The organism is Flavobacterium hibernum (assembly GCF_000832125.1).
GTDB lineage: Bacteria > Bacteroidota > Bacteroidia > Flavobacteriales > Flavobacteriaceae > Flavobacterium > Flavobacterium hibernum.
The window spans coordinates 31,594-44,036 of the sequence record NZ_JPRK01000011.1 but is presented as its reverse complement, the minus strand read 5'-3'; the positions used below and the strand labels follow the sequence as shown (position 1 = coordinate 44,036).

Here is a 12,443-nt window from a genome sequence, read left to right as displayed (position 1 = left end):
TACTGTTTGAAATTATAGAAATAATTGCTGAAGCCGTGTCTGGAGTGATTTCATTTGTGGTTATCTGTGGTATAACTTTTTGAAATTTTGCATTAGAAAAAATTTCAAAATAAGAGTTGTAAAAGTAACGAGGGAAAAAGTTAATTAATAGATAGAAAAAAGGAGTTATTAAAAATCCAAAGAGTATTATTAAAGCCCATGGTGATTCAAAGAAAAATGTTTTAGTTTCATCTTGTTAATCATTACTAAATTTTGTTTGGGTATAAATTTACGTTATCAAATATTCTTGAAAGTATATTTTTTAACTTTGCTAAAATATATTTTATTACCTGAAAATTAGATAAAAAAGTAAGTTTTTATGGTTTAAAATTAGAAGATCATAATTCTTTGAAAAGCTGATGTATTTTATAATTTAGTATAATTTCAAAAATAAATATTTCCTTATCCAACACCGCAACAAATAAAATCTGATTTCGTATATTTGCGCAACCAAACATTACACTTAATTATGAGCCAAAAAGTATTACTTAATTCAAAAGAAGTTACTATCATACTCCATCGTTTGGCTTGTCAGTTAATCGAAAAACATCTTGATTTCTCGGATACTATTTTAGTCGGGATTCAGCCAAGAGGAGTTTTTTTAGCTGAACGTTTAAAACAAATATTAGAAATCGAATACAAGGTTCCTGAAATTTCTTTAGGATATTTGGACATCACTTTTTTTAGAGATGATTTTCGTCGTACTGATAAACCGCTGGAAGCCAATAAAACACAAATAAATTTTATAGTCGAAAACAAAAAAGTCATTTTTATCGATGACGTTTTGTTTACCGGACGAAGCATACGTTCTGCGTTAACCGCAATTCAATCTTTTGGGCGACCTTCAGAAATCGAATTGTTAGTGTTAATCGACAGACGTTTTAGCAGAAACCTGCCAATTCAGCCCGATTATCGTGGCCGTCAGGTAGATGCCATTAATGGCGAAAAAGTAAAGGTAAGCTGGAAAGAGAATGAAGGTGAAGACGCTGTTTATCTGATAACTAATTAGTTTAATGGTTAAATAGGTTAATTGTTTAATCGCAAAAAGTAAACGATTAAACAATCAAATAAATAAACGGTTAAACAAATAAACGTTTAAACAATAAAGTTATGACAGAGAATGAAACGTTTATTTATGAATCAATTTTTAATCAGATCAGAATGGGATTTCTTTCTCTTGATGAGATCCAGGAGAACATTTTAGAAGAAATTGAAGATAACGATTTTGCAGATGAAATCTCAGAAGAGTGGGCTTTTGATAAAATAAAAGAAGAATACCAAAAGTTACTGGCAGAAAGTAAACAATGGAAAAGTCCAACAGATACTGAAAGGCTTATAAAAGCGTTTGATGAATTGTGCGACGAGAATATATTAGCACTTCATAATGCAGGTTATACCACAACAGATGGAGAATATGAAGTTGTTGAGGTAGAAAGAGAATTGCAGGAAAACGAAGTAGAGTCTGATGGTTATTGTTTTTATCACGGACAGGATTTGGCAAGAGCTATTGCTGTTGAAGATTCGAATTTGTTTATCGCTTTTCAAAAAGTAGACAATTCTGATGATGCAACGACAATTGAAGTAGGTAAGCGAGTTGCCGAAGTTTTAATAAATAATGATTTTAGAATAATCTGGAATGGTTCTGCAAAAACAAAAATTGAAATTCCTGGTTTCAGATGGCAGAAGATTTTTGATGAAGATGCAAGAGATCTGCAGGATTACAGTGAGGTTGTAGACAGAATGCTTCAATAAGCCACTTCTCTTTTTTAGAAGTATTGAAAGACTGAGTATTTCAGAAATTCATGAATTTGACAAATAAATATTAAAGAAATAAAAATGAAAGAATTAAGCGTAAATCATTTATTAGGAATAAAATACATCAACGAGAATGATATTAACCTAATTTTTGAAACGGCAGATCATTTTAAAGAAGTCATTAATAGACCTATTAAAAAAGTTCCTTCATTACGAGATATTACTATTGCTAACATTTTCTTTGAAAACAGTACCAGAACAAAACTTTCGTTCGAGTTAGCACAAAAACGTTTATCTGCTGATGTTATTAGTTTTTCGGCAGCTCAGTCTTCGGTTAAAAAAGGAGAAACACTTATTGATACTGTAAACAATATCCTTTCGATGAAAGTTGACATGGTTGTAATGCGCCACTCCAATCCCGGAGCGGCTTATTTTTTATCCAAAAATGTCAAAGCTAGTATTGTAAATGCCGGCGACGGAGCGCACGAACATCCAACTCAGGCTTTGTTAGATAGTTATTCTATTAGAGAAAAACTGGGCGATGTAGCCGGAAAAAAAGTAGTTATTGTTGGTGATATTCTGCATTCGAGAGTTGCCTTGTCTAATATATATGCTTTGCAAATGCAAGGTGCCGAAGTAAAAGTTTGCGGACCAAAAACATTGATTCCAAGATATATTGAATCGCTAGGAGTTACGGTTGAACCAAATTTGCGTAAAGCATTAGAATGGTGTGACGTGGCTAATATGCTCCGTGTACAAAACGAACGTATGGATGTGAACTTTTTTCCATCAACGCGTGAATATGCTCAACAATATGGAGTAGATAAACCGCTTTTAGATTCTCTAGGAAAAGAAATCGTAATCATGCACCCGGGACCAATCAATAGAGGTGTAGAAATTACTTCTGAAGTGGCTGACTCAGATCATTCTGTTATTTTAAATCAGGTAGAAAACGGAGTAGCGATTAGAATGGCGGTGATTTATTTGTTGGCGTCCAAAATTCAGTAGTTTTTTTAATCTCAGTTTTCAGTCTCAGTGGCAGTTTTCAGTATTGATGAACGAATTCTGGTGGCGCTCAGTCTGACAAACCTGAAACCTGAAATTAATTTTTATCATAAAGCTTTGCGGGCTTTGTGTTTTCTAAACGTAATATTGGTTAAGAATCTTAGCGACCTTTGCGGTAAAATCTCATTTCACTTGAAATAAAAACCAAAAATATCGTAACTTAGCTCTCGCAAAAGAGCGCATAAATTATAAAATGAAAGTAGATCAAAAAGGACATACCGTTACGATTAAAAATACCCAAGGAGATTTAAATTCTTTTTTGGAAAAAGTAACGCAACAATTTAAAACCTTTGAAAAACAAAATATTATAATTGATTTGTCTCCTGATGCAGGTTTAACAGATAAGGATTTAAAACTCTTTTTACCACTTTCAAAGCAACATAGAAAAGCAAAAAAATCTTTTGTAATTGTAGTCTCAGATTTTGATTTTAATGCTGTTTCAGATAAATTAATCGTGGTTCCGTCTCTTTTAGAAGCTCATGATATTATCGAAATGGAAGAAATCGAAAGAGACCTGGGATTTTAATTGTAGATTTTAGAGTTCAGATTTTAGATTTTGAATGTTGAAGTCTAAAAAACAATCTAAAATCTAAAATCAACAATCTGAAATGAAGTTAACCATACTTGGCTGTTATGCCGCAACTCCCAGAACGATTACGAACCCCACTTCGCAGGTTTTAGAAATTAAAAATAGATTATTTTTAATAGATTGTGGCGAAGGAACTCAGGTTCAATTGCGAAAAAACAAGATTAAATTCTCTAAAATTAATCACATTTTTATTTCACATTTACACGGAGATCACTTTTTTGGATTAATTGGTACTATCTCCACTTTTGCACTTTTAGGACGTACAACAGATCTTCATATTTATGGACCAAAAGGAGTAAAGGAAATCATTACTTTGCAACTGCGATTATCAAATTCATGGACAACATATGAATTGTTTTTTCATGAACTAGAATCGAAAGAAAGTGAAGTTATTTTTGAAGACCATAAAGTAATTGTAAAAACAATTCCTTTAAAACATCGTGTTTATACAAATGGGTTTTTATTTCAGGAAAAACCAGGTGAGAGAAAACTAAACGTAGATGCGGTTCAGCAATACGATATTCATACAGCATATTATCAAAAAATAAAGAATGGAGGCAATGTTACGCTTGATGATGGAACTGTAATTGAGAACCAGAAATTATCTTTCGACCCAATTCCTTCAATGAGTTATGCTTTTTGCTCAGATACAGTTTTTAACGAATCTATTATTCCTATTATAAAGAATGTAGACGTTTTGTATCATGAGTCAACATTCTTAGAATCTGAAGCTGCTTTGGCTCAGAAAACGTTGCACTCTACAGCAAAAGAAGCTGCAACTATTGCATTTAAAGCAAATGCTAAACAATTAGTTTTAGGGCATTATTCGACCCGATACGATGGCATTGAAGCTTTTAAGAAAGAAGCACAAGAAATTTTTCCAAATGTTCTTCTTGGTGACGATGGAGTTTCTTTTGAGTTTTAAAAAAGTTATGAATTATGAGTTCTCTTATTAAGGTCAATTTCATATTAAAATTAATCTAAGAAGTCTAAAAATCTAAAAAAAATGAACGATTTAAGCAATTATAGAAAATCATACGAGAAAAGTGAATTGTTAGAAGATAATATTCCAGAAGATCCAATTAATCTTTTTAACAGATGGTTTCATGAAGTCGAAGAATTTGGTGCGAGCGGAGAAGTAAATGCTATGACAGTTTCGACAATTGGATTAGATGGTTTCCCGAAATCACGTGTCGTTTTATTGAAGAAATTTTCTGAGGAAGGTTTTATTTTTTATACCAATTACGACTCAGAGAAAGGAAAAGCAATTGCGGCAAATCCGCACGTTTGTTTATCTTTTTTTTGGCAGGAAATGGAACGCCAGGTAATTATTAAGGGAATTGCCGAGAAAACTTCTGAAAATATTTCTGATGGTTATTTTGATTCTCGCCCTGACGGCAGTAAACTTGGAGCAATTGTTTCGAAGCAAAGTGAAGTAATTCCGTCAAGAACTTTCTTGGAAGAAAATTTAAAGAAATTAGAAAAAGAATTTGAAGGAAAACCAATTCCAAGACCCGAAAATTGGGGTGGATTTTTAGTAACTCCGCTAGAAGTAGAATTTTGGCAAGGGCGACCTAATAGATTGCATGATAGAATACGTTATCAAAGTCAATCTGATTTTTCATGGAAAATAGAGCGATTATCTTCTTAATTGTAAGAAAATTATATTTGTTAAAAAAAATATTATGTATTTCATCGATTAATTTTGTAGTTTGGCGATAAATTGAATAAGTTTGAATAAGAAAATAAAGCAATTTGTCTCTATAAAGGTTTAAAGAATTTGCCCCAACATTTACTTTAAGAATTAAACTACTATTGATTATGAAAAAGATGATGCATGTCATGAAGTTCGTTGTAATAACTGCAATAGTTATTACAATGAACTCATGTTCAGCTGATACTGCTGATGGAGCTAATGATAGTACTACAACAAAAGCTTTGGTAGAAAACTACTCTTACAATACTACCGAGTTGGAAACAATGAAATTAATCAACGATTATCGAGTAAGTGTTGGTCTAAATGCTTTAGAGAGAATAAATCACATTTCTTTTAAATGCGAAGAGCATAACAAATACATGATTGATAACAATGTTGTCAATCATAACGATTTTACTTTGCGTTCTGATGATTTGATAAAAGTTTTGGGCGCAACTAGAGTAGGAGAAAATGTTGCTTATAATTATATTACTTCTCAGGCTGCTGTAAGAGCTTGGCTAGATAGTCCGGGGCACAAGGAGAATATCGAAGGAAATTATACTCATTTTGGTTTATCAGTTACTACTGATGCTAAAACAGGAAAGAAATACTATACTAATATCTTTATAAAGATTTAGAAATTAGGAAAAATATTGGACTGGTTGGTTTTTATTAGTCGTTGTAATTCTATGATTTGCAACGACTTTTTGGTATAAAAAAAGCTGTCCAAAATTTTAGACAGCTTTAAAAAAGTATGATAATCTTAATTAACTACAATGCAGTAATAATAAATTCGCTACGTCTGTTCATTTGATGTTGCTCTTCGGTACAATCTACTCCATCAGAACAGCCATTTACAAGTTGAGTTTCTCCATAACCTTTTCCAGTTAATCGACTTGGGGAGATACCATTTTTAACTAACCATTGTATAGTCGATTTGGCTCTTCTGTTAGACAATGCCTCATTGTATTTAAATGTTGCACGGCTATCTGTATGCGAGCGAATATCTAATTTCATGTTTGGATTATTGTTTAATACGTCAAGTATTTTTTCCAGATCCAAAGCTGCCTCAGTTCTAATGTTTGATTTATCTAAATCAAAATAAATCATTTTAATACCAAAGCATTTACCTAAATCATCGCCCACAGTTACTTTACAGATCGATTTATCAAGAGCGATTGGGAGATCTGTTTTTCCGGTTATTCTTCCAATTGTTACATTAACTTCTTTGGTTGTGTAATCTTCTTTTTCTGCTCTTACGTTATATGTTTTTCCACATTCAACAGCAAAAGAGTATGATCCTTTTGAGTCTGAAATAGTATTGGTTTTTACAACTGCCTGGTCGTCATACAAAGTAACTTTTGTTCCTGGTAAAATTGCATTAGTTTCAGAATCAGTAATAATCCCGTTTAATTCCTGAAGACATTTTAGCCTTCTGGTTTCCAGAAATTTATAAATATCGTCAGAACCCTGTCCGCCATCTTTATTTGAACTAAAATAACCTCTTCTGGTCACAGGATCTATAATATAAGCAAAATCATCTTTTGGAGAGTTAATATCGGCTCCAACATTCTGAATATCACTTATCGTTCCGTTGGCTTCAATTTTACCTACAAAAACATCTAATCCTCCCAATCCCGGACGTCCGTCTGAGGCAAAATAAATTTCATTTTCGCTAGTTACGTATGGGAATGTTTCTTTTCCTTCTGTATTAATTTTTTTTCCTAAATTTTCGGGAGACCCATAACCATTACCAGTGATACTTACTTTATAAATATCTGATTGTCCAAATGTTCCCGGCATGTCTGATGCAAAATATAATGTTTTTTCGTCAGGACTAAGTGCTGGATGTCCGGTACTATAATTATCACTGTTGAACGGAAGTTCGGTTATATTCCAGTTGTTATTTTCAAGGGTCGCTTTGTATATTTTTATTAAAGTAATTTTATTATCATCTTTTCCTTTTTTGCCGTTTACGTAGTTGTTTCTTGTAAAATAAACCGTTTTTCCGTCTTTGGTAAAAGCAGGAGAGGACTCATGAAATCTAGTATTCATGGTCGATTTAAACTTGCTTACTTTATTGCTTGTTCCGGTCGTAGGATCAACATCTGCAAAATATAGATTGGTAAAATATTCGCCTGTCCATTTATGTTTGCGTTGAGAGAAATTGCCTGTATCTCTTGCCGAGGCAAAGTATATTTTATTGTCGTATACAAATGTGCTGTAATCAGAATATTTTGAATTTATTCCTGCATCTTCAATTTTGTATCTTCCGGAATTTGCTTTAATCTCGTCGAGATAATTTGCATCTGCTTTAAAAAGTTTTCCTCTGTTGTCGTTTTTAAATTTGCTGCTAAATTCCTCCAGAATTTTATTTGCTTTGTCTGTTTGTCCAGTTGATTTTAGAGACTGAGCATATCTGTAGTAATATTCGGGTTCCACGCTAGTATTCATGGCAAATAGTTCACCATACCATTTTGCCGCTCCATCAAAATTAGAATTAAAATAATAAGAGTTTCCAAGTTTTTTAAATAAATCCTCAGATTTGTATCCTTTTTCAGCTACACGTTCGTATGTCTTAATCGCATCAACATAGGCATAGTTATCGTACTTTTTATCTGCAGAATTTACTTTTGATTGTTGCGAATAACTATCAAATGAAATAGAACAAATAAATGTTAAGCAGAAGAGTATATAATTTTTCATAATCATAATTTTTAGAAGAAACGTGGGGTTGTCATTTTACCATTGTTTTTGAAGAACTCGTAACGCAGGAATATTTCATGTGATCCAGAGTTATAGTTGTTTAGCTTTGTGGTTTCACGATCATAACCATATCCAATATACAGACCGTCTGTAATTTGAAATCCAGCCATTGCACTAACAGAAGCACTCCATCTATAAGCGACACCAAGCATGAATTTATCCATAAACATAAAGTTGGCTGAAACATCTACTTGTAGCGGTGCTCCTTCGACCATTTTGGCTAAGACTGCTGGTTTGAACTTGATGTACTGTAATTTATCGAGATCAAATACATAACCTCCCATCAGGTAATAATTGATTTTGTCTTTGTAAATGGCTACATCATTATCGTCATATCGATTGGTTTCGATGAAGTTTGGAACTGATAAGCCAATATAAGCTTTGTCAGAATGCCAATATACTCCCGCTCCAATATTGGGTGAAAATTTATTGTTTATGTCTTGAAATTGAGGATCGCCTTGAAACTCTGGGTTTAATTTATTAATGTCCAGATTGAATAGATTAGCTGTTCCTTTGATACCAAAAGAAAGTTTAAAATCTGCTGAAGTCTGAACAGTGTAAGAAAGGTCTACCGAAAGATTATTTTCATTGGTAGGTCCAATTTTATCATTGACTAAAGATACCCCTACACCCAAATTACTGTTGTTAATTGGTGAGTTTACAGAAAAGCTACTTGTTACCGGAGCACCGTCTAACCCAACCCATTGGGTACGATACAATCCAAAAATACTTAGAGCTCCTCGCGAACCAGCGTAAGCAGGATTTATGTTTATAGTGTTATACATGTATTGCGTATATTGTGCATCTTGTTGTGCATAACCAGCAACTGTTACAAACATAATGACGAAGAAAAATAATTTTGTTCTCATAGTAGATGTTTATTATTTTAATTATTACTATTGATTTTTTTTTCTCAATTAAGATTCTAAAAAAGTCAGTGTATTTGCATATTCAAAAATAAGGTTTTTTTTATTAATTATTTGTGAATCCATGTGTAAAACTTTATTATACAGTGTTTTGAGTGCTTTTTCATTCTATTTTGATAAATATAAATACCCATCTTTTTTGTTGTTTTGAAGAACATTATTAGAGTCTAATGATTTGTAATTTATAATGTAAAAATAAGTACCACTTGGTAATCCATCAGATTGTTTAACGGTTGTTCTACCTCTTGATGTTCCATCAAAAGCATTGGTTGTATTATTGTAATTATGAGTTTCAAATACCAATATTCCCCAACGATTATAGATTTCTACATCATTTTCAGGATAACAAGTTGTGTCATCAATACTTTCGATGTTAAAAAGATCGTTTATTCCGTCTCCATTTGGTGAGAAAGCATTATGAACTATAACATTTCCACATGGTAGTACTTTACAATCATCATTAATTTCCATGTTAAGTAAAATAGTTCTCGGACAAGTTTGGTCTGCCAATACATATTCGAATGTATAATTGCCGAGTGCTAAGCCTAGTGGATTAAATGTGTTTCCTTGTATACTATTAGTGTTTTTACTATCAACCCATGTTCCTGTTGTTGGAGTATTCTCCGGAAGTAATAAAAGTAAATTTATTAGTGATGAATCATCATTACAAGCTTTACTCGCAATTGTTGTTACGGCTCTTGGTGCAACTGTAATGGTTACGATCGCAGTATCGCAATTATCAGAACTTAATTTATCACAAATTTGGTACGTGTATGTATAAGTTCCGGCTGGAGTTAAACTCGTTACAGTTACATTTCCTAGTGCATCAAAAGTGATATTCGGATCTGTTTTTGTTGAATTTCCGGTTTGTGCCAATAGCGTAAAGTTTACAAGATCTAGTGATGCTCTTGTTATACCTTTTAAGTCATTACTCAATACGTTTCCAACCAATCCAAATGTATTACAACCAATATTGCTATAAGTATCGTCGTTTGCAACAACTGGTGTAGGTGGAGCAGGAGGATCAGATACTACGACGGTTACAATTGCTGTATCACAATTTCCAAAATCAGCTTTTTCGCAAATTTGATAGGTCAATGTATAAGTTCCGCCAGGCGCATTTGCAGCGAGGTCAATCGATCCATCTGGGTTTAGCGTTAAAATTCCTTTCGGATCTGGAGTTAATGTTGTAATAGTAATGTCACTTAAGGCGACAGCAGCTGCGTTTAATGTATCATTGGTTAATACATTGACAATATTTGTTTGTCCCGTGCTTCCAGAAATTGGTCCTACATTATCATCATTTGCTACAATTGCAAACGTAGGTCTTAGTGTACACAATGGCTCAGATGGCGGATATGTCACTGTTATTGTTTGACTAGGATTAAGAGTTATTGTTAGAGTAGCACTTGGACGCAGTGTTTCAAATCCGTCCGCACCTTGAATCCATTTATTATTTTGGAAAATCCATCCCGGCCAATCAATACCTTTACCTGCTTGATCTACTACAGCACCAGGCCATAATATACGTCCGGAAAGCGGTAAATCATTCATTGTGGTAATAACTGTATTACTACTATTTGCCCATGCAATTGTTACACCATTTATTGGAGTGAAGTTTACAGGAGTAACTACATAATCAACATACGGAACATCATTTACACAAATTGCGGTAGCGGTAACTGTAATTACTGGAGCTTCAATTGTAACTGTAACTGTTGCAGTATCACAATTAGAGGTTTGATCTGCTTCGCAAATTTGATATACTAATGTTAAAGTGCCTACCGGAGCATTTGGTAAAACATCTACAGAGCCATTAGAATTTAATTGTAAAAATGCATTTGGTGTCACTGTAGTTATAACAACATCAGAAGCTGTTACAGCTACACCTTCAAGTGTATCATTTTGTAGTACATTTAAAACATTTGTTGTGGTGTGATTTACTCCGGCAATTGGACCGGCAGTATCGTCATTGGCAACAATATCAGAGTATACTTTGCAATTTACTCCAAAGTCAGCATCCAAATGAACTAAATCTTGAGGTGTTACTGTTACAATATATCCAGCAGTACCACCAGTTGTTGAACAAACAGTATGTAATTGCGATTTACCAGTTTTACCAGTAACTTTTTTATCTGTTACAGATGGAAGAACTTTAACCAAACCAGTAGCTCCTAAAGCCGCTGCAACAGCATCAAAATTAGCATCTTTAACCAATTTAATGGTATAGTCACCGTAAGGATTTGGAGTGCTAGGTCTGTTTCTCCAGAAACCTTCAATACCAACGATTACTTCATCATGATATCCGTTTGGACCATCGATGATTACGTTTGGACTTAAAGAGTTTCCAAAACCACCGGCATTTAATTCTCCAACATTTGTTGGTCCTGCGTAGCTTCCATCTCCATTTAAATCAATCCATTCCCATTGGCTGTAATCGATCGCGCCAGTGCTGTCCGGAATATTTTTGGTTACAATGCCGTCATTATTTGCATCATACCATTCGTCTTGAACGCCATTGCTATTAGTGTCATACCACACGTAATCTCCTAGAACAGGTAAAGTCGATTTTTCATATTCAAAATTATGTTCCTGAAGAATACAATCTTGCAATGTTGTAAAGAATAAACTTGAATCAACAGGGTATAATTGATGCGCACTATTTAAATTAGCATCTTGAACTTGTACTAAATAACTTCCCGCAGACATTCCTGAGAAATTATATAGACCATCGGCGCCTGTAATACGCATTAAAATAGGACCGCTAGTCGTTCCTTGCGGAACCAATGTAACTGGTACATTTGCAATTGGCGAATTAGTATCTTTATTGAGAACTTGTCCAGATATTTTAATAGTGTAAGTTGGTTGAGATATTACAACTGTTGTTGTAGCAGAACAAGTTTGGTTACCGTTGTTTACAGCAGATATTGCTGTAAGTGTATAAGTTCCTGCTGGTAAATTAGTATTTCCAACAATTTCATTGTTTTGATTTCTAATAACTACAGTTGAACCAGGACTATTGGTAACTAAAATTGAACCATCATTTCCTCCAAAACAAGTTACATTAGAGGCAATTCCGGTAACTGAAACTTTATTTTCGACAGTAAAACTTTGTTTCAATTCAGTCTTATTACCTGCGCAATCAGTTAAAATATAAGTTCTGGTCAAGATATATGCATTTCCATCGCAACCACTTCCTCCATTGTTAGAATCACTAACTGTTATGTTTACCGTGCTACTGCAATTATCAGCTGCATCTTTAATATCACTTGGATTTCCAACAGGAATATCGGCAATGCTTTGTAAATTAGCAACATCAGTTGGTGCAGTTCCAGTAGGAGCAGTTGTATCTCTAACCGTAATGATTTGAGTATAAGTAGCGATGTTTCCAGCGCAATCACTTGTAGTCCATAAACGAGTTAATGTATAATTTGTAGCACACTCGTTTGAGATATTACTTTTGGTTTCTTTAAAAACGATAGGTAAATCTCCATTACAATTATCAGAAGCCTCAATATTAGCAGCTTGAGGCACAGCATCGCAAGAAACTGTAATATCAGTAGGAAGTTCTCCAATAAATGTTGGTTTCGAAGTATCTTGGATCGTG

At 33.6% G+C, this 12,443-nt stretch carries 10 protein-coding genes; 7 read left to right on the top strand and 3 right to left on the bottom strand.

Going from position 1 to position 12,443, the window contains the following annotated elements; genetic code table 11:
- Positions 1 to 508 precede the first annotated feature (508 nt).
- From pyrR to IW18_RS13040, 7 genes are all read left to right on the top strand, one after another.
- The gene (gene pyrR, locus IW18_RS13070; protein WP_041518329.1) at positions 509 to 1,048 is read left to right on the top strand and encodes a bifunctional pyr operon transcriptional regulator/uracil phosphoribosyltransferase PyrR; all 540 of its coding nucleotides are present in this window, start codon (positions 509 to 511) and stop codon (positions 1,046 to 1,048) included.
- Between the two features lie 101 nt (positions 1,049 to 1,149).
- Complete coding sequence (locus IW18_RS13065; protein ID WP_041518328.1) at positions 1,150 to 1,791, top strand: DUF6891 domain-containing protein; 642 nt, start codon at positions 1,150 to 1,152, stop codon at positions 1,789 to 1,791.
- An 84-nt stretch (positions 1,792 to 1,875) separates the two neighbouring features.
- Positions 1,876 to 2,802: an aspartate carbamoyltransferase catalytic subunit gene (locus tag IW18_RS13060; protein WP_029273654.1), complete on the top strand. Its 927-nt coding sequence runs from the start codon at positions 1,876 to 1,878 to the stop codon at positions 2,800 to 2,802.
- Positions 2,803 to 3,052: 250 nt separating this feature from the next.
- Positions 3,053 to 3,385, top strand: a complete 333-nt coding sequence (locus IW18_RS13055) for a hypothetical protein (RefSeq protein WP_041518327.1) — start codon at positions 3,053 to 3,055, stop codon at positions 3,383 to 3,385.
- Positions 3,386 to 3,467: 82 nt separating this feature from the next.
- Positions 3,468 to 4,373 (top strand): ribonuclease Z, encoded by a 906-nt coding sequence (locus tag IW18_RS13050; protein ID WP_041518326.1) that lies wholly within the window; start codon positions 3,468 to 3,470, stop codon positions 4,371 to 4,373.
- 81 nt (positions 4,374 to 4,454) lie between these two features.
- Positions 4,455 to 5,099 (top strand): pyridoxamine 5'-phosphate oxidase, encoded by a 645-nt coding sequence (gene pdxH / locus IW18_RS13045; RefSeq protein WP_041518325.1) that lies wholly within the window; start codon positions 4,455 to 4,457, stop codon positions 5,097 to 5,099.
- Positions 5,100 to 5,269: 170 nt separating this feature from the next.
- The gene (locus IW18_RS13040) at positions 5,270 to 5,782 is read left to right on the top strand and encodes a CAP domain-containing protein (RefSeq protein WP_041518324.1); all 513 of its coding nucleotides are present in this window, start codon (positions 5,270 to 5,272) and stop codon (positions 5,780 to 5,782) included.
- A 133-nt stretch (positions 5,783 to 5,915) separates the two neighbouring features.
- On the opposite strand, the gene IW18_RS13035 is transcribed toward IW18_RS13040, so the two are convergent.
- The 3 genes from IW18_RS13035 to IW18_RS13025 all read right to left on the bottom strand — a co-directional run bounded on the left by IW18_RS13035 (position 5,916) and on the right by IW18_RS13025 (position 12,412).
- Positions 5,916 to 7,850: an OmpA family protein gene (locus IW18_RS13035; RefSeq protein WP_041518323.1), complete on the bottom strand. Its 1,935-nt coding sequence runs from the start codon at positions 7,848 to 7,850 to the stop codon at positions 5,916 to 5,918.
- 11 nt (positions 7,851 to 7,861) lie between these two features.
- Positions 7,862 to 8,779, bottom strand: a complete 918-nt coding sequence (locus IW18_RS13030; RefSeq protein WP_041518322.1) for a PorP/SprF family type IX secretion system membrane protein — start codon at positions 8,777 to 8,779, stop codon at positions 7,862 to 7,864.
- 165 nt (positions 8,780 to 8,944) lie between these two features.
- Positions 8,945 to 12,412 (bottom strand): T9SS type B sorting domain-containing protein, encoded by a 3,468-nt coding sequence (locus IW18_RS13025; protein ID WP_449404066.1) that lies wholly within the window; start codon positions 12,410 to 12,412, stop codon positions 8,945 to 8,947.
- Positions 12,413 to 12,443: the final 31 nt, after the last annotated feature.

Bases quoted from the DNA above. Each gene is read 5' to 3' on its own strand.
- pyrR (WP_041518329.1), top strand. From the start codon at position 509: ATGAGCCAAAAAGTATTACTTAATTCAAAAGAAGTTACTATCATACTC.
- IW18_RS13065 (WP_041518328.1), top strand. From the start codon at position 1,150: ATGACAGAGAATGAAACGTTTATTTATGAATCAATTTTTAATCAGATC.
- IW18_RS13060 (WP_029273654.1), top strand. From the start codon at position 1,876: ATGAAAGAATTAAGCGTAAATCATTTATTAGGAATAAAATACATCAAC.
- IW18_RS13055 (WP_041518327.1), top strand. From the start codon at position 3,053: ATGAAAGTAGATCAAAAAGGACATACCGTTACGATTAAAAATACCCAA.
- IW18_RS13050 (WP_041518326.1), top strand. From the start codon at position 3,468: ATGAAGTTAACCATACTTGGCTGTTATGCCGCAACTCCCAGAACGATT.
- pdxH (WP_041518325.1), top strand. From the start codon at position 4,455: ATGAACGATTTAAGCAATTATAGAAAATCATACGAGAAAAGTGAATTG.
- IW18_RS13040 (WP_041518324.1), top strand. From the start codon at position 5,270: ATGAAAAAGATGATGCATGTCATGAAGTTCGTTGTAATAACTGCAATA.
- IW18_RS13035 (WP_041518323.1), bottom strand. From the start codon at position 7,850: ATGAAAAATTATATACTCTTCTGCTTAACATTTATTTGTTCTATTTCA.
- IW18_RS13030 (WP_041518322.1), bottom strand. From the start codon at position 8,779: ATGAGAACAAAATTATTTTTCTTCGTCATTATGTTTGTAACAGTTGCT.